Annotated in this window: 29 protein-coding genes; 11 read left to right on the top strand and 18 right to left on the bottom strand. The window is 38.4% G+C overall.

Annotated elements, in window-relative coordinates; translation table 11 throughout:
* Positions 1-141 precede the first annotated feature (141 nt).
* Positions 142-435: a DUF3817 domain-containing protein gene (locus ACH6EI_RS08685; RefSeq protein ID WP_013083888.1), complete on the top strand. Its 294-nt coding sequence runs from the start codon at positions 142-144 to the stop codon at positions 433-435.
* A 47-nt stretch (positions 436-482) separates the two neighbouring features.
* Here the strand turns inward: ACH6EI_RS08685 and ACH6EI_RS08680 are convergent, their stop codons facing one another.
* Together ACH6EI_RS08680 and hutI are read right to left on the bottom strand one after the other, a co-directional pair.
* Positions 483-857: a DUF7674 family protein gene (locus tag ACH6EI_RS08680; RefSeq protein WP_099331127.1), complete on the bottom strand. Its 375-nt coding sequence runs from the start codon at positions 855-857 to the stop codon at positions 483-485.
* Positions 858-932: 75 nt separating this feature from the next.
* On the bottom strand, positions 933-2,210 hold the full coding sequence (gene hutI / locus ACH6EI_RS08675; protein ID WP_099331128.1) for an imidazolonepropionase: 1,278 nt from the start codon (positions 2,208-2,210) through the stop codon (positions 933-935).
* Positions 2,211-2,623: 413 nt separating this feature from the next.
* Between hutI and ACH6EI_RS08670 the strand changes: the two genes are divergently transcribed.
* Entirely contained in the window at positions 2,624-2,887 is a 264-nt protein-coding gene (locus ACH6EI_RS08670; RefSeq protein WP_013057818.1) for a hypothetical protein, read from the top strand.
* 34 nt (positions 2,888-2,921) lie between these two features.
* Here the strand turns inward: ACH6EI_RS08670 and ACH6EI_RS08665 are convergent, their stop codons facing one another.
* The 3 genes from ACH6EI_RS08665 to ACH6EI_RS08655 all read right to left on the bottom strand — a co-directional run bounded on the left by ACH6EI_RS08665 (position 2,922) and on the right by ACH6EI_RS08655 (position 4,940).
* On the bottom strand, positions 2,922-3,749 hold the full coding sequence (locus tag ACH6EI_RS08665) for an LCP family protein (RefSeq protein ID WP_028414421.1): 828 nt from the start codon (positions 3,747-3,749) through the stop codon (positions 2,922-2,924).
* A gap of 133 nt (positions 3,750-3,882) precedes the next feature.
* Complete coding sequence (locus ACH6EI_RS08660) at positions 3,883-4,425, bottom strand: GNAT family N-acetyltransferase (RefSeq protein ID WP_028414422.1); 543 nt, start codon at positions 4,423-4,425, stop codon at positions 3,883-3,885.
* 101 nt (positions 4,426-4,526) lie between these two features.
* A complete protein-coding gene (locus ACH6EI_RS08655) occupies positions 4,527-4,940 on the bottom strand; it encodes a hypothetical protein (RefSeq protein ID WP_033580565.1) in 414 nt (137 codons plus the stop codon).
* Between the two features lie 181 nt (positions 4,941-5,121).
* Here ACH6EI_RS08655 and ACH6EI_RS08650 point away from each other — a divergent pair, with 181 nt between their 5' ends.
* Positions 5,122-5,901 (top strand): undecaprenyl-diphosphate phosphatase, encoded by a 780-nt coding sequence (locus ACH6EI_RS08650; RefSeq protein ID WP_025751115.1) that lies wholly within the window; start codon positions 5,122-5,124, stop codon positions 5,899-5,901.
* 1 nt (position 5,902) lies between these two features.
* The gene (locus ACH6EI_RS08645; RefSeq protein WP_028414424.1) at positions 5,903-6,241 is read left to right on the top strand and encodes a hypothetical protein; all 339 of its coding nucleotides are present in this window, start codon (positions 5,903-5,905) and stop codon (positions 6,239-6,241) included.
* A 29-nt stretch (positions 6,242-6,270) separates the two neighbouring features.
* Here ACH6EI_RS08645 and qoxD read toward each other — a convergent pair whose 3' ends face one another.
* The 8 genes from qoxD to ACH6EI_RS08605 form a co-directional block, all read right to left on the bottom strand.
* Positions 6,271-6,579 carry a cytochrome aa3 quinol oxidase subunit IV gene (gene qoxD / locus ACH6EI_RS08640; RefSeq protein ID WP_013057824.1) on the bottom strand — a complete coding sequence of 103 codons (309 nt, stop codon included), beginning with the start codon at positions 6,577-6,579 and terminating at the stop codon, positions 6,271-6,273.
* Positions 6,580-6,582: 3 nt separating this feature from the next.
* A complete protein-coding gene (gene qoxC / locus ACH6EI_RS08635) occupies positions 6,583-7,191 on the bottom strand; it encodes a cytochrome aa3 quinol oxidase subunit III (protein WP_013057825.1) in 609 nt (202 codons plus the stop codon).
* Positions 7,191-9,134, bottom strand: a complete 1,944-nt coding sequence (qoxB, locus tag ACH6EI_RS08630; protein WP_013083896.1) for a cytochrome aa3 quinol oxidase subunit I — start codon at positions 9,132-9,134, stop codon at positions 7,191-7,193. Before qoxB ends, qoxC begins: the two co-directional genes overlap by 1 nt.
* Before the next feature lie 46 nt (positions 9,135-9,180).
* Complete coding sequence (gene qoxA / locus ACH6EI_RS08625) at positions 9,181-10,134, bottom strand: cytochrome aa3 quinol oxidase subunit II (protein ID WP_013057827.1); 954 nt, start codon at positions 10,132-10,134, stop codon at positions 9,181-9,183.
* Positions 10,135-10,700: 566 nt separating this feature from the next.
* Entirely contained in the window at positions 10,701-11,279 is a 579-nt protein-coding gene (locus ACH6EI_RS08620) for a hypothetical protein (protein WP_013057828.1), read from the bottom strand.
* Between the two features lie 307 nt (positions 11,280-11,586).
* Positions 11,587-11,934 (bottom strand): rhodanese-like domain-containing protein, encoded by a 348-nt coding sequence (locus tag ACH6EI_RS08615; RefSeq protein WP_028409228.1) that lies wholly within the window; start codon positions 11,932-11,934, stop codon positions 11,587-11,589.
* 480 nt (positions 11,935-12,414) lie between these two features.
* A complete protein-coding gene (locus ACH6EI_RS08610; RefSeq protein ID WP_165573530.1) occupies positions 12,415-12,567 on the bottom strand; it encodes a hypothetical protein in 153 nt (50 codons plus the stop codon).
* A gap of 80 nt (positions 12,568-12,647) precedes the next feature.
* A complete protein-coding gene (locus ACH6EI_RS08605; RefSeq protein ID WP_098113277.1) occupies positions 12,648-12,887 on the bottom strand; it encodes a hypothetical protein in 240 nt (79 codons plus the stop codon).
* A 186-nt stretch (positions 12,888-13,073) separates the two neighbouring features.
* On the opposite strand from ACH6EI_RS08605, the gene ACH6EI_RS08600 reads away from it, so the two are divergent.
* The 6 genes from ACH6EI_RS08600 (at position 13,074) to ACH6EI_RS08575 (ending at position 18,557) form a co-directional block, all read left to right on the top strand.
* On the top strand, positions 13,074-13,502 hold the full coding sequence (locus ACH6EI_RS08600; RefSeq protein ID WP_223546161.1) for a PAS domain-containing protein: 429 nt from the start codon (positions 13,074-13,076) through the stop codon (positions 13,500-13,502).
* Positions 13,503-13,802: 300 nt separating this feature from the next.
* Positions 13,803-14,162 (top strand): ArsR/SmtB family transcription factor, encoded by a 360-nt coding sequence (locus ACH6EI_RS08595; protein WP_028414427.1) that lies wholly within the window; start codon positions 13,803-13,805, stop codon positions 14,160-14,162.
* 31 nt (positions 14,163-14,193) lie between these two features.
* A complete protein-coding gene (locus tag ACH6EI_RS08590; RefSeq protein WP_098113276.1) occupies positions 14,194-16,752 on the top strand; it encodes a heavy metal translocating P-type ATPase in 2,559 nt (852 codons plus the stop codon).
* A 58-nt stretch (positions 16,753-16,810) separates the two neighbouring features.
* Positions 16,811-17,431 carry a class I SAM-dependent methyltransferase gene (locus ACH6EI_RS08585; RefSeq protein WP_028414429.1) on the top strand — a complete coding sequence of 207 codons (621 nt, stop codon included), beginning with the start codon at positions 16,811-16,813 and terminating at the stop codon, positions 17,429-17,431.
* An 84-nt stretch (positions 17,432-17,515) separates the two neighbouring features.
* Positions 17,516-18,022, top strand: a complete 507-nt coding sequence (locus ACH6EI_RS08580) for a PCYCGC motif-containing (lipo)protein (protein WP_028414430.1) — start codon at positions 17,516-17,518, stop codon at positions 18,020-18,022.
* Between the two features lie 217 nt (positions 18,023-18,239).
* On the top strand, positions 18,240-18,557 hold the full coding sequence (locus ACH6EI_RS08575) for a DUF3243 domain-containing protein (RefSeq protein ID WP_014459329.1): 318 nt from the start codon (positions 18,240-18,242) through the stop codon (positions 18,555-18,557).
* 46 nt (positions 18,558-18,603) lie between these two features.
* On the opposite strand, the gene ACH6EI_RS08570 is transcribed toward ACH6EI_RS08575, so the two are convergent.
* From ACH6EI_RS08570 to ACH6EI_RS08550, 5 genes are all read right to left on the bottom strand, one after another.
* On the bottom strand, positions 18,604-19,449 hold the full coding sequence (locus ACH6EI_RS08570) for an N-acetylmuramoyl-L-alanine amidase (protein WP_099331129.1): 846 nt from the start codon (positions 19,447-19,449) through the stop codon (positions 18,604-18,606).
* A gap of 271 nt (positions 19,450-19,720) precedes the next feature.
* Positions 19,721-20,344, bottom strand: coding sequence for a LysE family translocator (locus tag ACH6EI_RS08565; RefSeq protein WP_028414432.1), 624 nt, complete (start codon positions 20,342-20,344; stop codon positions 19,721-19,723).
* A gap of 158 nt (positions 20,345-20,502) precedes the next feature.
* A complete protein-coding gene (locus tag ACH6EI_RS08560) occupies positions 20,503-20,637 on the bottom strand; it encodes a hypothetical protein (RefSeq protein WP_255219779.1) in 135 nt (44 codons plus the stop codon).
* 135 nt (positions 20,638-20,772) lie between these two features.
* Positions 20,773-22,416, bottom strand: a complete 1,644-nt coding sequence (locus tag ACH6EI_RS08555; RefSeq protein ID WP_099000364.1) for a glutamate/serine transporter AimA — start codon at positions 22,414-22,416, stop codon at positions 20,773-20,775.
* A gap of 383 nt (positions 22,417-22,799) precedes the next feature.
* On the bottom strand, positions 22,800-23,357 hold the full coding sequence (locus tag ACH6EI_RS08550) for a thioredoxin family protein (RefSeq protein WP_028414434.1): 558 nt from the start codon (positions 23,355-23,357) through the stop codon (positions 22,800-22,802).
* A gap of 351 nt (positions 23,358-23,708) precedes the next feature.
* On the opposite strand from ACH6EI_RS08550, the gene ACH6EI_RS08545 reads away from it, so the two are divergent.
* A complete protein-coding gene (locus ACH6EI_RS08545) occupies positions 23,709-23,840 on the top strand; it encodes a hypothetical protein (RefSeq protein ID WP_013057845.1) in 132 nt (43 codons plus the stop codon).
* The last annotated feature ends 57 nt before the right edge of the window (positions 23,841-23,897 follow it).

The following is a 23,897-nucleotide window of genomic DNA, read 5'->3' as shown; positions in this document are numbered from 1 at the left end:
ACAACACTTCTATAGCGCAAATTAAAGCGTTTTCGACTTTTTTGTGACAGATACAAATGATGCTTGTATATGAAGAGCTTGCTATGGTACATTTTTGTCATCGATACAGAAATTTATTCCGTCGTTACGGGAGGAGAAAACATGGTTCTTACATCACCAATCGGTCGCCTGCGCTTAGTAGGAATTTTAGAAGGAATTTCATTTTTACTGCTGCTTGGCATTGCTATGCCGCTAAAATATGCAGCAGGCATACCCGAAGCTGTATCAGTTGTAGGCGCAGCACACGGTGCACTTTTTGTGCTGTATGCCCTTGCAGTCGTTCATGTAAAATTCGCTCATAAATGGTCAATCGGCCGATCTTTATTTGCATTTCTTATGTCGGTTATTCCGTTTGGTCCTTTCATTTTAGAGCGCCAGCTGAAAAAAGAACAGTAAAAGAAAAGAACGTCACGGACATCATGTTTCCATGACGTTCTTTTTTCTTACTGTTCCGCACTATTTTCGCTAAAGTGGTCAATCGTTTTCCACCACTTCAGTGAGTGAGGTTTTAATAGCATTCCAATTTCTTCTGGACTAATTTGCTGATCTATAATCATTTCATGCATTGCTTGAAAGAGTCCCGTTGTAACAGCTTCTTTCACATCAGATTCACCTTCTATATACAGCTGTTCAATCGCTTCAAACACATCCGGTTCACGTTCGAGCTGGCCGTTATATTCAAGAGAGATCAAATGACCCGCTACTCGGCTTAATTCATGCTGCAGCTCTTCTTTATCGTTGAAGTTGATTTCTTCGCTTGGCTCAAAAGATGGGCAAGCTTCTTTTAGTAATGGAATAACCTTTTGTTTTGTAATCATATCTAAATTCCCTGCCTTTGCATGTGTGACAAATTCTCTATTCTTTACCCTTTTCTCTTTTTCTATAAACTTGTTTTACAAAACTTTACCGTTTTCTACAACTACTTCTCCTTTTTTCACTACGCTATCAATATGATTCAAACCATACTGATATTGAAGGGTTCGATAACTAGAGACATTAAAAATCGCTAAGTCAGCTTGTTTTCCGGCTTCAATACTCCCAATCTTATCTCCTTGGTTAATAGCATGAGCTGCGTTAATAGTTGTGGCTACAAGCACTTCTTCAGGACTCATGTTCATATTCATACATGCCAGGTTCATCACAAATTGCTGTGAAGTCGTTGGAGATGAACCTGGATTGCAGTCTGTAGAAAGAGTAACCGGAACGCCTAAATCGATCATTTTTCTAGCATCTGGCCATTTCATTCCAACAAATAAGGAGTTTCCCGGTAAAAGTGTGGCTACGATCCGTTTTTCAGCCAGTTTCTTTAATCCTTCATCAGAAGCATACAAAAGATAATCTGCTGATATCGCTCCTACCTCTGCTGCGAGCTCTGCTCCTCTGCAGTATTCAAAGGGGTCGGCATGTATTTTAGGAAGCATGCCATGGCTTTTCCCGGCTTCGAGTATTTCTTGACATTGTTGGAATGAAAAAGCATTTGGAAGACATACAGCATCATTAAATGCTGCGAGCTTATAAGAAGAAATTTGAGGAATCATTTCGTGAATAAGTAAATTGACGTATTTCTGCGTATCTCTTTTATATGCTAAAGGTACGACGTGTGCTCCTAAGAAGGTGCTTATGACATCAACTGTGTGTGTATCATTCAGCATTTTAGCGATTTGCAGCTGCTTTAGTTCTGTTTTTAGTTCTAAGCCATATCCGCTTTTCACTTCTACAGTTGTGACTCCGTGAGCTAGAAAAGACGTAAGACGCTCATAGCTCTGCTGATAAATCCGGTACGCATATTCTTCCTGTGTTTGAACGACAGTGGAGTGAATACCTCCACCTTCTTCTAATAAATCCAAGTAAGAAGTTGGTCTTTCAAATCGCCTATAAAATTCTTCTTCACGCGATCCAGCGTACACAGCGTGTGTATGGGGATCAATCAGACCCGGAGTTACAATTTTGTGAGAAGCATCAATAATCGTTGCGTCATTCCTGTCTCTTTCATATTTTTGTTCTAGCTCTTGTGTTGTACCTACGGTCACAATTTGATCTCCTTCTATCCAGACTGAGCCATTTTCAATCACCGTCAAGTTTCTCATTTCTTTTCCAGCTAAAGGACCTTTATTTTCTTTGGCCGTTACAACTTGCGAAGCATTTTTAATCCATAGCGCTTTTTTGGACATCGTTGAATTTCCCCCTTTTCTAGCGTGTACCACGTTTTGGGGCTCCATGTTTACCGTAAACTCATTTAGATTCACCTACACATTTCGCACCTCTGCCTTCTTTCTTGTAGGTAGAAATTCGAAAAAGCATGTCCATGGTCTGAAAAGCGTGTTTTTAAGTCTTTAAAGCTAGATAACTTATATTTTTTTCAATTATATACGCTTTTAGACCCTTTTTTTCTCCGTTTTCTTACTTATTGACTCTTGTTTTATACAGATATATCCTTATATACTAAATCTTTTATCACATGTATTTTATAAACATCACGGCGAGGTCCCCTCAATAGGATAAATAATAGATTTCTAGGAAGAGAACGTTTATAATATTCTTTGAAGTTTTACTTTTAGAAAGATTCACTAATGGAGGAAGAAATATGATTGTCAACTATAAAAACCAAGCAACCGGCCATCGCATGAATAACGGCTGGAATCTTTTCTATGCGTCAAACTTAACGATGTGGCGCAAAGATGAAAAGTATTTGCTTTTAGATGAAAACCAAGATGTAGTGATGATCTTTGGCTTTAAAAAAGACGAAATCATTCTAGATAAATTGCAAACGTGGGGCTATACATTTGGTGTCCATCCAGAGAAAAAACAAATTTCCTGCTTGCAGCGTCAAGAAGAAATTGGTGAATAAAAAGAGGGCTGAAAAAATTCAGCCCTCTTTTTTATTAATGGGTTTGTTGAAACATAGCGCTCAGCTGCTTTTTTTCAGATGGTTTTACAACATAATACCATGTACCATCTACCATTTGTCCTTCTCCTTTTACCGTTACCGTTTCGAAATCAGGCCGTCCATTCTTAATGACGTTATACATCGTAAATGCATCGCTGACATCAATATTCGTTTGGATATGCTTTTTTGCGAGCGTGAGAAGACTTGGGATATTTTTCACCGTTGACATGTTCATTCCTTTATCTAATAGAGCTTCCACCACTTGACGCTGGCGATTGTTTCTTCCTAAATCACCTTTTGGGTCTTCATGTCTCATCCGTACATAGGCAAGAGCTTTTTCACCGTTCAACGCATTTTCTCCTTCAGGAAAGATAAATGAATCAAAGACAAAAGGAAACGGGTTATTCACGTTCACGCCGCCAAGTTCATCGACTACATCTTTGAACCCCTCCATATTTACTTTCACATAGTAGTCAACGTCAATATTTAAAAAATTCTCAACCGTGCGCACGGTTAAAGGAATGCCTCCGTATCGATAAGCATGGTTAATTTTCTCATCCGTCCCTTTTCCATCAATGTGCACGCGCGTATCTCTAGGGATCGGCATAACCTTTGCTTTATTATGGCTTTTATCTAAATTGACCACCATTAATACATCTGAGCGGCCCGTATCGCCTGGCCTTTCATCTACGCCCATAACGAGTACATTAAACGAATGAGGCTGCTCTTTAGCAGATGTTTGATGCTGATAGACAATTCCAAACCCAGCGGTTCCTAAAAGCAACATACATGCCGCTAAGACGCCTACTTTGTATTTTTTCATTCATACGGCCTCCTTTACACATCACTTACTCTCTATATGCCTTAATGAATGAAAATTTATACCTTTTTGAGGAAATTTAAGCACACGTCAAAAAAGCCCGCTTGTTGGGAAGCTGGCTTTTCACTAGTAGATGTTAGCTTGATTTTTGATGCACATCACGCTGTGCCCATTCACTTTCTAGCATACTCATTTCAATTAAGCTCCAGTACTGTCCATCTACAAGCCGGACATCTCGAAGAAGGCCTTCGCGTGTAAAGCCAATTCGTTCATAAGACTGAATCGCCCGCTCGTTAAAATCAAAGACGCCGAGCGAAATTCGGTGAAGGCCCAGTTCTTCAAAACCGAAAGCTAACACTTTTTCAAACATGTGCGCGCAAAACCCTTTTCCTCTATACTTTTCACCAAGCAGCACTCGGCCAATTCTTCCTGTTTTATGATAATAATCAATATGAGCCAGGGAAATATGCCCAATAAGCTGTTCATTGTCATCTATTACAGAAAAAGCATAGGTAGAGGCACCATCTTCATTTGCATATCGAATGTAGTGTTTTAACTGTCTAGGAGTAAGCGGAAAAGAAAAGCTAGAGCCGCTCCATTGCACCATAAATGACTCGGAGGGAATCCAATCCATTAGCTGTTTAAAGTCTTTTTTGGAGAACGGTCGTAGAGCTATCACATAATTCTCCCCCTTATTATTTCTGACTTTTCTAAATATATTACATTTATCATAATAAACTGTCAACTGTCTATGTAAAAAAAAGCCATCATTTCGATGACTTATAGCTGTAATGCTTTTCTGAGAAGAGTTAAATCATGAGTAAATTCAAAAAAATAGGTTCTATTTTCATTGTCAAATACCATCATGATCGGTTTTTGGTTCGGTTCAAGAACAAAAATAACTTCACTTGCCAGCGTGTTGACCGCACTATTTTCAATTTTCACGGCTGGATCAAGAGGTACTTTAACAAGATAGCCTTTTTTAGGAAGCGGACTTGCCTTTTTATATAAACCAGTAATGGACGCAATACTTTTTTCGGCTTCTTTTTGAACATTTGGAGGTTTGGGCGTTGAACGAACGACTCTGCCCGTTTCAATTTGAAACACCTCTACTTTTGGCTGTTCAGCACTTACTGCTTGTGGAAAAATAAAAGCAGCGAATACGACGCATACAGCAACCCATTTTCGTATCATTTTAAGCACCTCTTTCCATAGTGGATGAGATGGAGATAAGAATGGTCGTCTCTTCTTATACTATGACCTATTTTTACGTATTTATTTCACTAAATGAATGCCTATACTTCCATGTTTTTGTCATGTTCTCAGAACTTCCTCTATACACTACTAATAAGGACACGCTGTATGAGGTGATAAGATGTCGTGGTTTGAAGCATTTATTTTGGGAATCATTCAGGGGCTTACAGAGTTTTTACCGATAAGCAGCACGGGGCATTTGTATTTAGGGCGCCACTTATTTGGCTTAGACGATGCAGGATTGTATTTAGATACGATGCTGCACATGGGCACTCTGCTTGCTGTGTTTGTCTTTTATAAGCGTGAGCTATGGCATATTATTCGGCATCCGTTTAGCAAGCTTACAGGGCTTTTAGTGATAGGAACGATCCCTGCAGTTGCGATTGGTCTTTTGTTTAAAGACTATTTTGACAGCATTTCTAAATCAGGCTTAACGATCGGCTGGGAATTTCTTGCGACGGGACTGCTGTTATGGTTTGGTGATTCCGTAAAAAATGGCTATAAAAAAATGGATCATATTTCATACGGAGATGCTTTTTTTATCGGCTCGTTTCAAGCAGCTGCGATATTCCCTGCTGTATCCAGGTCTGGCTTAACGATGGTAGCTGCGTTAATGCGAAAATTAGACCGTGAAACAGCCGCTTATTTTTCCTTTTTATTGTCGACTCCGGCCATTTGCGGAGCAGTGTTACTTCAGTTAAAAGATGTAGTCACAGGTGAAGTCGAGCAGCTCTCCGTTTTCTTTTTATTCGTCGCTACCCTTTCATCTGCTTTATTCGGTTATGTAGCGGTAAAATGGATGATCAATTATTTAAAGCATCATTCGTTAAAAACGTTTGCGATTTACGTTTGGATATTAGGTGCAGTCGTGCTTGTTTGTCAGTTTACGGGGGTGTTTTAAGATGAAGATAAAAGTCCGGACGCTTTTTTTAGTATTGTTTTTTGCCGGCATTTTAGTCGTGACAAGCTATGTTGATAACAATTCCCAGCAGTCGTTTGACAGCTTATCTCACCTTTCACTTGATGGAGGAGCTGTTGAAACTTCTGCTGATGAAGACGCTGCGGAACAATTAAATATGTCGGTCAAAGAAGTTCATGTTAAAACAGAAAAAAGAGGCGGATACCGAATTGAAGTATACGAACAAGTAAATGTTTATAGAGATGATAAAGGAAAAGTAGTAAAAAAAGTGGCTACGGGAGAATATCAAACGTTGAAATATAAACTGAATGAAAAAAAATAAACCACTTACCGAAGTAAGTGGTTTTATTTTTAATGGTTAAAGTGAGCTGCAAGAATCCACAGTGTACCAACAACGATACAAAGTGCAATAAAGAAACTGTAAAGAATATTTGCAACCTGTACTTTACCATTTTCACTTTCAGTCATGTGCATGAACATTACTAGCTGCATTGCTGCTTGTAATAACGCTAGGATCATGATAAGAGTCATCGTAATGCTTCTTGATAGATCAGCTAGCACTACTAAACCAAGCGCTGCGAATGTTAAGGCTAGTGAAAGGATAAGCCCAAATACATGACTAAGCGGAAAACCTGCTTTTTGGCCTTGTTTATTTTCCATGTCTTATCCCACCAATCCGTTCAAGTATACAAGCGTGAAGATGAAGATCCATACAACATCAAGGAAATGCCAGTATAAACCGATAATAAATACTTTACGAGCAGTAACTGGTGTTAATCCTCGTCTTACTAATTGAATAATAATACTGATTGCCCAGAATACACCGACTGTTACGTGAAGACCGTGCGTTCCAAGTAGTGTAAAGAACCCTGATAAGAAGGCACTTGTTTGCATTGTTGCACCTTCGTGAACTGCGTACATGTAAAACTCACGAATTTCGTAGAAAAGGAATCCTCCACCAAGAACAAGTGTAATAACAAACCAAACTAAAAGTCCTTTTAAATCATTATTACGCATTTTAAAGATGGCAATTCCCATCGTGAAACTACTGAATAGTAGTAACAGCGTTTCGATCATAAAATCTTTAACAACGAACAGTTCTTCTGCAGTAGGGCCACCCGCTGTACGTGTATGGTACGTTAAGTACGTTACGAACAGCGTAGAGAACAACGCGATCTCGGCACCTAAGAAAATCCAGAATCCAAGGATATTCAGGCGACTTTGTTCTTCTTGGTATTCTAACGGCAATGATTTATCTAAATGTCCTGCCATTATTTGTCACCCCCTGTAATTCCTTCAACCTTCTTGATTTCATCTACTTTTACATAGAAGCCCGGATCATAATCAAATGAACGAGCAAGCATACAAGCAAAAATACCTGCTAATCCAACGATTGCCATTGGAATCCATTCAAATACTAAGCCAAATCCACCGATAAACCAGAAAATACCTGAGATAAACGGCACACCAGAGTTGCTTGGTAAGTGAATTGGTTTTAAGTCTTCTGCTTTAATTTCTGTTTCATTACGTTTTTTCATGTGCCAGAATGCATCCATTTCTTTCACATGAGGAATTACTGCAAAGTTGTAAGCTTGAACTGGTGATTTAGTCCACCACTCAAGTGTACGACCATCCCAAGGATCGTTTGCAGTGTCGCGTTTGTTTTTCCATGCACTGTATAATAAGTTAACTACTAATACGAAGAAGCCAAGACCCATTAAGAATGCACCGATTGTTGAAACTAAGTTTAATCCGTTCCAGCCAAGGTTGTCTGCATAAGTTTGCATACGACGAGTCATACCGTCTAAACCTAGGAAGAATTGTGGGAAGAAACATACGTTAAATCCAACAACAAAAATCCAGAATGAAATTTTTCCTAATTTTTCGTTCAACGTGTGACCGAAAATTTTCGGATACCAGAAGTATAAACCTGCGAAACAGCCAAACACTGTACCAGAGATTAATACATAGTGGAAGTGAGCGATTAGGAAGTAACTGTTATGATATTGATAATCGGCTGATGCCATCGCAAGCATAACCCCTGTTACCCCACCGATTACGAAGTTTGGAATAAACGCTAATGACCAAAGCATCGCAGTCGTAAATTTGATACGCCCTTTATACATTGTAAAGAGCCAGTTAAAGATTTTAACTCCGGTTGGTACTGCAATTAACATCGTTGTGATTGAGAAGAACGAGTTAACTGACGGTGAGTTACCCATTGTAAAGAAGTGATGCACCCATACAAGGTAACTTAAGAATGCGATACCGACCATTGATACTACCATTGCTTTATAACCGAATAAGTTCTTACGAGAATGTGTACTGATAACTTCTGAGAAGACACCGAATACCGGTAAAATAACGATATATACTTCAGGGTGACCCCAAATCCAGAATAAGTTAGCCCACATCATTGGAAGACCGCCGTTAGCCATTGTAAAGAAGGCTGTTCCGAATACACGGTCAAGTGTCATAAGTGCAAGCGCTACTGTTAATACAGGGAACGCGAAAATGATAATAATTGATGTGATGAAGATTGACCAAGTAAACATTGGCATTTTCATCATTGTCATGCCAGGGGCACGCATTTTTAAAATTGTTACAAAGAAGTTGATACCAGTCATTAATGTACCAGCACCAGCAATCTGTAGTGAAACGGCATAGAAGTTATTTCCGATACCCTCACTGAATTCTTTACCTGCAAGCGGGAAGTAACTTGTCCAACCTGCATCAGGAGCTCCTCCGATTACGAAAGAAAGGTTAAATAGCATTGCTCCCATAAAGAATGTCCAGAAACTGATTGCGTTTAAGAACGGATATGCTACGTCACGCGCACCAATTTGTAATGGAACGATTACGTTCATTAGTCCGATAATAAATGGCATTGCCATGAATAAGATCATGATAACACCGTGAGCCGTGAAGACTCCGTTGTAGTGATGTTCATCTAAAATGTTCATACCCGGGAATGCAAGCTGCATACGCATCATGATTCCATCAATTCCGCCGCGGAAAAGCATTAATACAGCTGAAAGGATGTACATGACACCGAGTCTTTTATGGTCAACTGTTGTTAACCATTCTGTCCATAACCATTTCCATTTCTTGAAATATGTTAAGACAAAAACGATACCGATGACCGTCATAGCGATTGCTGCGTCAGCAGCGTAAATCATAGGTTCGCCAGTGACGAAAAATTCATCTAGCTTCATTATGTCTTCCCCCAATCATTACGTTATTTAGTGTAATAAATGAATGTTATTCATGATTTGAGTGATCCATGTTTTCCATTTCTTCATTACTCGTTTTTTCGTCTTCTTTCATCTTGCTGTGATCATGTCCTGTACCACGTTCTAGCTCTTTGCCAGGAATGTATACATCTTTTGCATGGTCAATCCATTTTAAATGTGTACCGTTGTAAGTTTGACGACCAACAACGCCTGGGCTTAGGATTTGATCATATTTCTTTTCAGTCAATTTACCAGCTGTACCTTTTACGTCACTAACCCACTCTTTGAAGTCTTTGTCCGTTTGAGCTTGAACTTCGAACTGCATTTGAGTGAAATGTTCACCCGAGAAGTTAGCACTACGTCCCATATAAGAACCAGGCTTATCAGCTTCTAAGTATAATGGCATTGACATATTGTTCATCGAATATTTTTGTCCGCCAAGTTCTGGTACCCAGAATGAGTTCATAGGTCCTTGAGCCGTTAACTCAAATTTCACTGGCGTATCTGCTGGAATGTTTACGTAGTTAACCGTCTCGATATTTTGTTCCGGATAACTGAAAATCCATTTCCAGTTTGCAGATGTAACGTGAATCACGATTGGATCTTTATCCTTTGATTCTGCCGGTACTTCTTCTGCAGAGTAGATCGCTTTAACAGTTGGCACTGCTAATAGAATTAAGATGATGATTGGGAATGCTGTCCAAATAACCTCCATCTTTAAGTTACCTTCTTGCTCAGGTGGCTCATAGTCCATGTTTTCAGGTTTTTCACGATATTTGACAAGAACAAATATAAAAATAGCAAATACGACAACAACCACGATCAACATCATCCACATAGACCAAATGATTAAATCAGATTGCGTTTTTGCAACAGGACCTTGCGGGTTCAATACAGCAAGTTTTGAACAACCGCTCAAAAATACTAGTGAAAGCGCAGATAGTAAACCTACTAGCTTCCAAAATCCTTTTTTTGGTTTCACTTAAAACTCTCCTTTCTAACAACACATGATGCGAAGCCTATATTGATGAACATTCAAAATGCGCTATCTTTCGCTAGATAACGACATTTTTATACAGACTCTCTTCCCCCTTATTTGTAGGCCACTACTATTGTAATACAAAATGACATTTTTTTCGTCCCTTTTGCTTTATTTTTTTATATTAAAAATATTCTAATATAGTGACTGTACCAATGGGGTTAGAGTGCTTCAACCTTGCGATATTCTATCACATAATTTGGTATGAATAAATGTAAATAAAAGGATTCAGCTCCCATTTCTTAACTATTTCTTTAGGAATAACTGCAAAATTAGCTTTGCATGTTTGCTTCAACATTGATATATCAATACACATCGACATAATTGAATATTTTGTGACAAATTTTCAAAGAAAATGTGACGCCCTGTATGAAACTTATTTTGCCCGTTAATTCCCCTTTGTTTTGTAGCAAATATTTGATTTTTTTGCTTAAAATTCTTTCTTTCGAAAATATGAACAAAACGTGAATTTTTTTAAAAAGCTTTTTATTATAGAAAAAAGCCACGTGTTATTCACGCAGCTCTTGGTCCATAAATTCTTTAACCGTGATATCATCCCCTGCTTTATCTAGCAGCGTTGTCGTTGCTGGAAACGGATGTTTAATATGACTCGGTATTTTTTCATACAGCACAAAATAATCACTTTTTGGAACCGCGGCATCAATTGTATATGTATCGTGCACCAAAGCCGCCTTTACGCGCTCAATTTGTTTACTTCTATTTGTTCCTGTAAACAGCGCATATGTACCTTTATTTGTATGGATATCATCATAATCCACTAAATTGCTCATTTTGGTACTGACTTCAATACGCAGGCGTTTGTTCCATCCTTGCTTCAATACGGCCATTCCTTCTTTATCACCAGGTATGGAGAATAAGGCTATGTATGTATTAGAGTGATCAACCCGTTTAAAATCTTGCAGCGTAATCCTTGCAGAACCATCAATACTTTCTTTATGCTCCCAATTTCGCAAATGCTGCTGCACACTTGCAGCATTGTTTTCAATCGGATATCGAATCATCTCATACGCAACAATTACAACCGCTATACAAATGAACAGAAATAGCAACCGCTTTATCTTTCGCACATCTATTCACCTTCCTTAGCTTACTCCCCTTTTATGTAATTGCCTAAATTATAACTTCCTATTAAACCTCTGTCTATGCACTAGTAGAACTACGTTTTTTTTTACCACAAAAGGAATTTTTCAAACCTTTTGTCATAAAAATACGCTAAAAGACTCAGTAGCTGTTGAACCAAAAGAAACCGATCTCCACTCCCCTTCTTAATCCTTAAAGCAAAAAAAGATACCCATTTTGAAATGAGTATCGCTTAGCTTATCTATTATATCCTTCTATATCAAAGTCGTTTAAGGCTTATTTGCCGTTTTTTTATTATACACATCTTTCCGCACACATGTATCCTTTGACCTGATATCCATGTTTTTTTAGCTGCCGAATGCTTAAATTTCGGGAAATGCTGTCAGGAACAATTACGACCACTTCTTTATATGGAATTTCCTCATGCTGTCTCTCTAAATAAGGAAGCGGAATATGGATTGCTTTTTGACAGGGGTTTTGTTTCATTTCATGAAAATGACGAACATCTACATACGAAATCGTTGTAGAAGCACAGTCGGCGGTCGTCACTTTCTTTATTCCTTGCACCGGCACATAGCGTTTATAAAAACTGTAACAAATTAATAAAAGTAAAATACCTATGCTCATATATAATATCGCCATGTTTTCCTCCCAATTAATTTCTATACCCCTGTATGTATACTATATTCAAAAGAAAGAATCAACACAGAAGTACTCTATCTCATTTCTCTCTGAAAGAAAAATGGTCTTTTTACACTTTATTATGAAACCACAATAAAGTGACGAAATCAATCATTATTTATTTTGATTTTTCGAAAGATTTAAATACTAGTAAACAGATCGTTTTTTCTTATTATAATGAAGAAACGCAGAATTTTTATCTTCATTTCCCCTTTTCTTTCCCGTTAAGGCTGAGGTTCGCTTATGAGTAATATAGTAGACCCAGTGTTGCAAGAACGTCAGAAAAATGATTCTAAAAACGAAGGATGCGAGATAGGATAGTATGAACACGTGAAGCGAAAGACTATATTGTGATTGGCTCAGGAAAATACGAGTTAACTTAGAAATGCGATATACACAAAAAAAGGAAAGCTTCGGAGACGAAAGCTTTCCTTTTCTAGATTAATCTCCGTCAAGGTTTGCACGACAATTATTATGAGACAAAGAGGTACTTTGTGCTTCATGCTGTTTTTTCTCACCCTGCATTGTCATATTTTCTCCGTCCTTGCTCCCTTTAGCAATATGTTTAGTTTTCTTTCCTTGGTTTAATGTCATGTTCATTCCCCTTTCTGGTGGATATAGTGTATGAAAATAACTCACACGCCATAAGAGGAAATGATATGAAAAAGCCCCTCTTAAATTGAGTGAGCTTTCTGCCTAAAACTGCTTTTCCTTTTATTGCTGAATCCGCATGAAAAGATATTCTCTATTTTAAACGTTCGTTTCTCGTTCCTTAGTAAGCACCAAGCTTTTACGCTCTGAGGATCAATTTTATACACAATGATAAATCGCTGTGTCAAACATCCTTTATCATCCATATAAATAATTTCAACAGGTCGTTTCGAAGAGTAGCTTTCTTGAAGTAGCCGTTCCATAGAATTCGCTCCTTTAATTTTTAATTTACGAACACACGTTCCTTTTTCAAGTGTTGTAAACTGAATAATTCGGTAGCTTTTACAGCTTAAAATGGAGAAAAGAGTGGGAAAAATGATAAAAATCATACAAATATTAGGTAATTGTGATATGGTAAAAGAGATTACTTAAGTTGGGAGAGGTGCATGATGGAAAGTAACATACTTAAATGGATCCCCGTTCCTTACTTTCAATTAAATCAAGAAGGTAAAATCCTGCATTTTTCTAGTCAAGCACATTCTTATTTTTCTTCAGTCTCCAGTCTGTGGAGCATTATTCATAAAGACGACCGGAAACAAGCAATGTGGATGCTGTCACAGCACTCTTCATCTAACCCCATCATCAGGCATTTGCGTTTGAGAACGAGCGATGATACATTTGTGAATTTTAAATGCACGATTCATTGGAAAAATAATGTAGGTCATTTAGTATGCACCGAAAAGAAAAATGTCAAGGATCCATTAGATGTTGTATTATCTGCTCAATCCTATTTAGAAAACTCAGACAAGCGATTAAAAGAATCGGACAAGGTGTTAAATAATGCAGCAGATTTATTATTTAATCGATTAAAACGATAACCAAATGAACATAATTTGCGCTGTATTCGGTTATTTCTCTCATTTTTAAAAGTCATTGAAAGGCTACCTATAGGGGTGGCTTTTTGTTTTGTTCTACACGTAAAGTCATTCTCTTTTTGTCCGCACCATTTAGTCCACAGTACATACACTAATAGGCATACTTTTCATATTTATTCTTTCTATATTTATGTTTTGCTCAGAAAAAAAATCCGAATAATCAATAAATGTTTGAACATTTTTTAAAATTGACATATATTATAAACAAACAATCATTTGAATGTTTGAATGAAGGAGGAAATCATGCCAAAAGACCGCTGTGATATTTATTGTTTTAACGAAGAAAAGGTGAATCGTATTAAGCCTTCTATCGATGTTGAAGCTGTTCAGGATATTTCTACGATGTTCAAAGCGTTGGGAGATGAAACGCGGCTGAAAATCGTATTAGCCCTTTATAAAGGTGAGGAATTATGTGTATGTGACGTAGCCAACATTGTAGGCTCTACGGTTGCTACTGCTTCTCATCACTTAAGACTGCTGCGAAATATAGGAATTGCCAATTATCGCAAAGAAGGAAAGTTAGCTTTTTATTCTTTAAGGGATGCACATATTAAACAAGTAATTGATATTATGTTTGCTAAAAAAGAAGATGTAACCATTTAAGTTTTTCTTACCGTATAGGGAGTGGGACACAATGAAACACGAAGATAAAAAACATCATCACCATACCGGAAGCTGCTGCAGCGGCCCTTCTTCATCAGAAATTGAGAACAGCCCCTGCTGCTCCTCTTCTTCAGAAGCCGCACCTACTGAAGAACCTTCTTCCTGTAGTACAAAGAGTCACGCACACAGTCACAGCTGCTGTTCAGATACAAGTGCGTTAACGACCGATAAAAGCCAGCATTCTTGCTGCAGTGATCACGATATAGCAACAGGCAGTGACATAGAAGAAACGGCTGAATACCGCGTGTATGGAATGGATTGTCCTTCTTGTGCTGCTACGATTGAAAAAAGTTTAAAAACGTTAAACGATATTCAACACGTAGCAATCAACTACAATACAGGAAAGCTTCAAGTGGCGGCGGCAAGTGAATCAGCTCTGTCACTCATTCCAAACTCAGTGGAAAGACTGGGCTTTAGTATTGAGCCTATTCAATCAAATAAGAAAATGAAAACGTATTTGATTGAAGGAATGGACTGTGCAGCTTGTGCAAACACGATTGTGAATCATTTAAAAACAGTTCCTGCTGTCAAAGACGTACGCGTTAACTTTTCAACGGGAAAAGCACAAATTGAACATGATAATGAAGCTGATGACATTATTAAAGAAGTATCTAAAGCTGGGTATACCGCTACTTTAGTGACCAGCAGCAGGCAGCCCGCTGAATCTCGGCACCATAAAGGCAAAAATGGTCCGATTATTTTTTCAGGTATTCTCATCGCACTAGGTTTTATCGGTTCTCATACAGGAATTGCTTCTTATATGACAACTGTACTGTACGCTATTGCTATGATTGTTAGTGGATATAAGCCGGCTAAAAGTGCTTATTACGGAATCAAAAGCCGTTCTTTAGACATGAATGTTTTAATGACCGTTGCAGCACTTGGAGCAGCTGTTATTGGTGAATGGCTTGAAGGCGCTACGGTCGTTTGGCTGTTTGCTTTAGGTGTAGCTCTGCAAACAAGATCAATTGAACAAACAAGAAACTCGATACGAGGTTTGATGGATTTAGCTCCTTCTGAAGCATGGGTAAAGGAAAACGGGCAGCTGATTAAAAAAGCTGCGGAAGATATTTCAATTGGCAGCACGATTGTCGTAAAGCCAGGAGACCGAATTCCGCTCGATGGTGAAATTATAAACGGGGAATCCAGTATCAACCAAGCTCCTATTACAGGTGAATCTATTCCCGTTGATAAAGTAATGGGCGATGCTGTCTATGCCGGCACGATTAACGAAAGCGGATCTTTAGAAATTAAAGTAACAAAGCTAGTCGAAGATACGACCATTTCTAAAATCATTCATTTAGTGGAAGAAGCACAGGAGAAAAAAGCGCCGACTCAAGCATTTGTTGATAAATTTGCAACCATTTACACACCTATTGTCTTTATTTTAGCTTTATTCATTATGGTCATCCCTCCCCTGTTTGATGGTGCATGGAGCGAGTGGTTTTACAAAGGGCTTGAATTATTAGTTGTCGCTTGTCCATGCGCGCTAGTCATTTCGACTCCCGTCGCCATTGTATCTGCGATTGGAAACGCGGCGAAAAATGGCGTGCTCATTAAAGGCGGGACGTTTTTAGAAAAAGCCGGTGCAATCAATGCGATTGCTTTTGATAAAACAGGAACGCTAACAGAAGGCAAACCAGCCGTTTCAGAAGTTGTTTCCCTTGCTGCTGAAGAAAATCAGCTTTTAGCGATAACCAAAACGCTTGAAGATTATTCAAATCACCCTATTGCCCGCGCTATCGTGGATTATACAGCGGAGAAAAAAGTTGTTTCTTTACAAGGATCAAATTTTAAAATCCTTACAGGAAAAGGCGTGCAAGCAACAATTCAAGACACGGTTTATTACGCAGGTAACGCAAAATTATTCTCAGATTTAGGAACACCTCTAACACACTGCTGGTCTCAGATTGAAAAGCTTCAAAACGAAGGTAAAACGATTATTATTGTCGGAACAGCTAAAAGTGTTCTAGGCATTATTAGCGTAGCTGATACCATCAGACATACAACCGTATCTGCTTTAGAAAGCCTTAAGCAAAACGGAATGCAGCAAATTGTGATGTTAACCGGTGATAACGAAGGAACAGCTAAAATGATTGCTTCTCAGTCTCGGGTAGACCGCTATTTCGCTGATTTGCTGCCTGAAGACAAAGTAAAGGCCATACAGCAGCTTCAACATGAAGGGTATCAAACGGCTATGGTTGGAGATGGAATTAACGATGCCCCTGCCCTTGCTACTGCTGATCTTGGCATTGCAATGGGCGGTGCTGGTACTGATACAGCCATGGAAACAGCTGATATTGTCCTGATGGCAGACAATTTAGAAAAGCTTCCTCATACAATGAAGCTAAGTCGCAAAGCGTTAGCTGTTATCAAACAAAACATTTGGTTTTCTATTATTGTTAAAGTCATTGCCTTAGCCTTTATCTTCCCAGGGTGGCTTACTCTGTGGATTGCCGTCTTAAGCGATACAGGAGCAGCGCTACTTGTTATTTTAAACAGCCTTCGCTTACTCAAAATGAAAAAATAAATGGAATCTATAAGCTTTCCAGCATGCGTTGGAAAGCTTATTTTTTAGGAGGGTTTACGTGAATAACCGCTGGAACCAATTTATTTATAAGTGCTGGGCCCCTTTTTATGATGTCTTTTTTAATAACGGGATGTTTTATCGAGCCAGAAAAAAAGTCTTTCAAGATGTCCCCTTTTCGTCTGAGCAGCGCATTTTATTTGTAGGTGTTGGAACGGGTGCCGATTTAGCTTTTATTCCTCATCAAGTAAATGTAACAGCCATCGACTATTCCAGTGAAATGCTTCAAAAAGCAAAAGATAAATACAAAAACCCGTCTATAACTTTCCACCAAATGGACGCTCAGCAGCTAACATTCGACTCTTTTTCGTTTGATGTTGTTGTAGCAAGCTTGATTCTTAGCGTAGTGCCTGATGCAAAGCAAGCTTTAAAAGAAATGACAAGAGTAGTAAAGCCTAAGGGAACGATCCTGATTTTTGATAAATTTGAAACCAAAAAGAAATCCGCGGCTTTTCCTAAAAAAATATTCCGCCTCTTCGTAAAATTACTAGGAACAGATATTGGCCTCTCTTTTGAACATATGCTTGAAGCAAGCCGGGATCAGCTTATCTTGAAGGAAAATTCAAGCGTCATGTTGAAAGGTATGTATCGGAAAATTATTTTGCAAAAAGTTGATGAATGACTTCAAAGACGAATGATGTCTTTTTAACGTGATGGATGTACATATCATTGTCTAGCTTTAATTGAAGAAAGGATGAACATTTTGATGATGAAATCAAAGGTCATACCAGTTGTCCTTGCAGCAGGCATGGTGTCCGGCTGTGGAAACGAAAGTAAAGAAAGTTCAGCTAACAAACAGACAGAAACAACACAACATGAAGAACATCAGCCGCACACATTAGGGGATAAACGAGAAGAAACAAAAAATAGTGAAACTCTCCCTTCCTTTCTGAGTGACAAGCCCGAAGATATGCAGCTTATTTATGCAGCCGCTGCTAAGCATCAAACCTTACTAGAAAACATTCCTTGCTACTGCGGATGTGGAGAAGAAGCTAATCATCAAAACAACTACGACTGTTTTATCTTTGAAAACAAAGAAAACGGCGCAGTAACGTGGGATGATCACGGAACAAAATGCGGTGTCTGCTTAGAAATAGCGGCTCAAGCTGTAGTAGACTACAGCAAAGGCAAAAGCATCGAAGACATTCGTCAAGAAATTGATCATAAATATAAGGAAGGCTATGCCAAGCCTACTCCTACGCCCGAGGTATGATGCTTCAGCATAAAAATTAGTAAAAGACTTTGGTCTCTTCATCCAAAGTCTTTTTGTCATTTTATTATTTGTTGGTAAAATCTCGTTTGACCTCACCTTTTCAAGTCCTTGTAAAACGCCATAATGTAAAAATAACACATTTGGACGTTTATTTACTGAATGCTCGGGGAATATGCTTTCTAACACCCAAATATAACCATGAGAGGAGAAAAAAACTATGAGTAATTCTGTAGAAACAAATCATTCAGCAAAAGTTGAAGGAGCCATTAATTCTATGAGCGAGGAGAAAAAAGAGGATATTCTCTCTAGCTTCGAAGGATTTAAAAGTTATCTAGGGGACAAGGTCTCAAAAGGTGAAAAGTTAGGGATGAATGAGGAACAGCTTGCTAAAACAGCTCAGAAAGTAGCTGATTATCTCGCTAAGCATGAAGAGCCGCGCAACCGAGAGGAAAACCTGCTTCACGAACTGTGGAAGGTTGGAAACGAAGAGCAACAGCATCACCTTGCCCATATGCTTGTAAGATTAGTTCAATAATAAAAAAGATGACACGGAAGCGTGTCATCTTTTTTATTTACAGATATTAAACAGCGGGAATGATGATTTGCTGCCCAATTTGCAGTTTGGTAGGATCTACGCTGGGATTTGCATCCTGCAGCTGCTGAACAGTCATATTATACTTCTTTGCAATGCTATAGAACGTATCTCCTGCTTGTACAGTATACGTAGTGACAGGAAGAACAATCTGCTGCCCAATTTGCAGTTTGGTAGGATCTACGCCGGGATTTGCATCCTGCAGCTGCTGAACGGTGATATTATACTTCTTTGCAATGCTATAAAACGTATCTCCAGATTGAATGATATAGAATGTAACGCTAGTAGAAGGTAAGTTTAAATACGCAGCAATTCCACGCGCGTGTGCTTCTCCCACTTCACGAAGAAACGTCGCGTTTTTTAATTTTTCACCGTCGGCTGTTGTATCGATAAACAAGTTTTCAGTTAAAACAGCAGGCATATTTGTTTCACGCAGGACAGCATAATTAGCTGTTTTTAAACCGCGATCTGCAATCGTTCCAAATTTGCGCATGGTTGGTAAAATCTCTGCATGAAGCTCTTTTTGTAAAAGAGAAGATTGACTTCCCTCTTGTGATGGATAGCGATACGTTTCAAATCCAGTACCTCCGCCGGCATTAATGTGCATCGAAACAAATATATCTGCTCCCCATGCATTAGCTCGGTTCGCTCGATCTGATAATGAAACGAACACATCGGTTGAACGAGTTACTTGAACATCTACTAAATAGTTATGCTCTAAATACGCCCGCGCGTGTAGTACAAGCTGCAGCGTAATATCTTTTTCACGCAAATTATTTCCTAAAGCGCCTGAATCTGTACCGCCGTGCCCTGCATCTAGCCATACTTTTTTCATGTGAACCTTTCCTTTCAGCCATAATATGAAAGAACTTGGGGTTAACACCGGCTTTGTCCGATGTTTTATCTCTCATTTTATATATATATGTAAGTGGACAAGAAGGGTTCGTCCTCTTAAAGGTTAGAGAACAATAACTTAAAAAACTGGATTTTACCATAAACATAAAAAATCCGAACGAATTGGATTTATCGTTCGGATTTCCCTTTAACTAACCTATGTCCACGCCTCTTAATAGAGATAAAAAGCAGGTTCGCCATCTTATCTTCTGCTATTTCTCACTAAAAGCAATTTTTAAGCCAATAAGTGTAAAGATAGAGCCTTGCACGAGATTAAGCCGCTTAGACAGCGCCGGAGATTTTCGCAAAAACTCCCCTACTTTCCCTGCAAATAGACTAATTAACGTAAAGATAATCAGCGCTTGAACTAAAAACACAGCTCCATAAACAAGCATTTGCTGCGTGGTGTGTCCGGTTGAATGATTAACAAACTGAGGTAAAAGAGCAAGAAAAAAAAGCGAAACTTTTGGATTTAGCAGGTTCATAATCACTCCTTTTTTATATAGCACCTTGTACTCAATGGCTTCTTTATTTTCAACAGCGAGAGCGGAATCTTTGGCTGTAAACGTCTTATAAGCCAGATATAATAAATAAGCTGCCCCAGCGTATTTGACAATAGCAAATGCTAAAGCTGATTGATAAATAATAGCCGACAGACCCAACGTTGCCGCTGCTATATGACCAAGCAAGCCCGTGCAAAGACCTAATGAAGTCGAAATCCCTGCGTGTTTACCGTTTGATATGCTTTGTGCTAAAACAAATAAGTTATCAGGACCAGGCATAACCGTAAGCAAAGCGGCGACACCTAAAAAAGAAGTGATTGATACGATATCCATAAGTCGTTCTCCCCCTGCATGATTTTGCCAACCATTATAGCATTTTTTACTATCTAGTATTCAAAAAAAGAAAATTTATCCATAAAAAAAGGCTGGGACATAACTAAATCAATCTAATCTAAAGACGAATAAATTGTATACATGAGCTGAGCTGCTTGTTACACAGCTGTTGATTTCCGTGCAAGGCTTCGCTTTCCGCGGGCGGCCGCTGAGCCTCCTCGTCGCTTACGCTCCTGCGGGGTCTCATCTGTTCCGCTTTTCCCGCAGGAGTCTTCGCCTTGTCCTCCAATCAACTGCTAGAAGCAATTGAAAACATGAAATCTATCTTCAACATAACAACAAAAAACACGAACTACCAATTAAAAATAATTAATAGTTCGCATTTGACTTTAACTGAAATACTTTTGTCCCAGCCTTATTTTTACTACTTATTTAATTTGTTTTTCCATGATTTGTTCTTTAGCCGAGGCAGACTGTGCTTCCGCTGCTTTCATTTCATTATTAACATGAATTGCTTCTTTTAAATACTCTGTTTTGTACCCGCTTTTAAGTGCCCAAGCATAAAAGAAAAGTGCAACAATTGCAATAAGTCCCATATCCCAGCCGTATTTAATAATATTGAGTCCCCCGAATTTTTCACTTCCTATCCAGGAGATTGTCATCATACATAATAAGTAGACAATCATCCAAACGCCAGCTCGGAAGTTTTGACCAAAGCCTTTCCATTTTGATTTTGCTTGATAATAAAAATAAATTGGCAAACCAATTAAAATAATAAATAATACCTGTCCAGTTAACGGCCATCTCGCCCAGTAAAGAGTAAGTGAAGCAAAAATAAAGCCAAGAGGCGCTATTACATTTAACCCTTTTATACGTAAAGGTCTATAAAGATCGGTCCCCGTTTTTCTTAACGTCATAGCTGTGATAGGACCAGTAAGATATGAAATTAACGTAGCTACAGAAATAATTTCGGCTAAAATTCCCCAGCCTCTAAATAAAAATAAAAAGATGAATGAGACAAATAGATTAAAAAACATGGCTTGACGAGGAACGCCGTAAAGCGGATGAACTCGTCCTAGTATATTCGGCAAGTATTTATTTTTTTCCATACCATAAATCATGCGTGACGTGGTAGCTGTATACGTAATACCTGTTCCTGATGGCGATACAAACGCATCGGCATATAAAACAATAACAAGCCAGTTAATATTTAGTGCAATCGCTAAATCGGCAAACGGCGAATTAAAGTTCAGATGACTCCATCCTTTTACGATTTCTGAAGGATTTACCGCTCCAATAAACGCAATTTGAAGCAATACATAGATCACGGTTGCAATCAAAATGGATCCTACCACGGCAATTGGAATAGAGCGTCCCGGATTTTTCGCTTCTCCCGCCATGTTAATAGGGCTTTGAAAACCGTTAAAAGCAAACACAATCCCAGACGTAGCAACAGCTGTCAACACGCTTGCCCATCCATTTGGAGCAACGCCTCCTGCAGAGGAAAAGTTTCCGCCGTGAAATCCTGCAAATAAAAGAGCACCAATTGTAAGCCCTGGAATCACAATTTTAAAAACGGTAATAAGTGAGTTAGCTTTCGAAAATAAGCCTACCGTCCAATAATTTAAAAGAAAATAAATGATTAATAGCCCTGTAGCAATAGCCAAGCCTTTTCCAGTAAGAATTCCGTTTTCTACTAAACTGCCTGTCCATTTCGCCCACTCCCACGGCCATGAACTCATGTACTGAACAGAGGCAACCGCTTCAACAGGAATAACGGATACAATGGCAATCCAGTTTGCCCAAGCCGCAATAAAGCCAAGAAATGAGCCGTGCGAGTACTGCGTATACTTAACCATACCTCCTGCTTCTGGAAACATCGATCCTAGTTCACTGTAAGAAAGAGCTATAAATAAAATAACAACCATTCCAATAATCCAAGAAGCAATTGCTGCAGGGCCTGCAATTTGAGCAGCTCTCCATGCCCCAAACAGCCATCCTGATCCAATAATAGATCCAAGGCCGACCATCATGAGAGAAAACGTTCCCATTTTTCTATGTAAGTTATTCATGTATCTAACACCTTTCTTCTATATATTCTGAGAAGTGAGTTATTAAGCGCTTTCATTAAATTTAAAAAATAAAATTCATTTTGATCTCTAAAAATGCTGCTTAAAAGTACTAACCAAAAGCTTTTACATTCATTCACGCGTCCCCCTTCTTCATTTATTATTTGCTATTATATCATCATCAAGTTAAAAAAGTACGCGTTTTGAATAAAAAATATTTTTATTTTTAGAATTTTGTGCGTTTTACCAATTAAAAGTGCGCGTTTTGAACACTAACATTTATAAAAACAGCCTTTTCATTAAAGTGATATACAAACGATTTTGCTGCAATAACCAGAAAAAAAGCAGGGTAAAATGAAGCGCTCATTTTACCCTGCTTTTTTAAATTATTTTACAACAGCTAACACTGTTTCTTTGAAGCTGTTATAAACATACGACCAAAGAGCCGGTTCTTCTTTATATCTTGTTCGTAACGCAGAAAAGACTTCTTTTTGCTTTTCTTCAAACGAAGGATCTTCTTTTGAAGGAAGTTCGGCGCGAAGCTCATCCACGATTTGCTGAACTTCAGGAGCACGAGGACCCCATTTACCTAGTAAATTTCCTTCATTATTAAAAATTAAAATAATCGGAATAGCACGGCCGCCGTTTGTTAAGTGACGATCAATTAATTCGGTGTCCGCATCGCGCAGTGCAACACGCACATCGATACCGGCAGCTTCAGCTACTTTACGAATGATTGGGTTAATCATCATCGCATCTCCGCACCAATCTTCAGTAATCGCTAAGAAGTGAAGCTTGTGAGCTTTTAATTTGTCAGCCAGTCCATCTTTAGGAAGCTGAAATTGTTCATAAACAGCTAAACTTTCCTCTTTTAATGTACTCATGTCGTTCATATATGTTTGAATTGATTTTCCTTCTTCAAAATACTGCTGTTCTGTTTTCATCAAGATCCCTCTTTCTTTTTTGTATACGAATAGATTAGATATCCAATCTCGTTTTCGTCTTTTCTATACGCACTACTAGTATAGCTTTTAAGCACCATGAATCAAAATATAAAAGTCTGCGTGCTCATTTTGATCATGTTTTTTTATTCTGCGACGGAATTCATAAAACTTCAATTTAAAAACAGCACATTGAGATGTTATAAAAAAAGAGAATGGGGTACATGTACACTATCAATGTAACAAATTTTAAATCTTTGTGAATATTTGAGAATGTTTATTGTGTAACCGTCATCTTTTGATTATGATAATGATATGTTAGCTACTTGACTAAATATGGAGGATGAGGCGAATATGAATCAATCCCCGCATGAAAAGCGAAAAAAACGCAAACAGTTTGTAGAACGTTTAAGACTAAAAGGAATCAAAATAGAGCTGACAAAACCGCGCTCTCACTTTTCTTCACTATCCTTACTAAAATCATAACTCGTAGCCACCTTTTTCTAAAGCGGAACGGTATCGAATTTCAACTATCTATGCTAA

Origin of the sequence: Priestia sp. JSM ZJ58, assembly GCF_044383985.1 — a bacterium.
GTDB classification, from domain to species: domain Bacteria; phylum Bacillota; class Bacilli; order Bacillales; family Bacillaceae_H; genus Priestia; species Priestia zanthoxyli.
The sequence above is the reverse complement of the archived record's forward strand: the minus strand, read 5'-3'. Positions and strand labels throughout refer to the sequence as shown.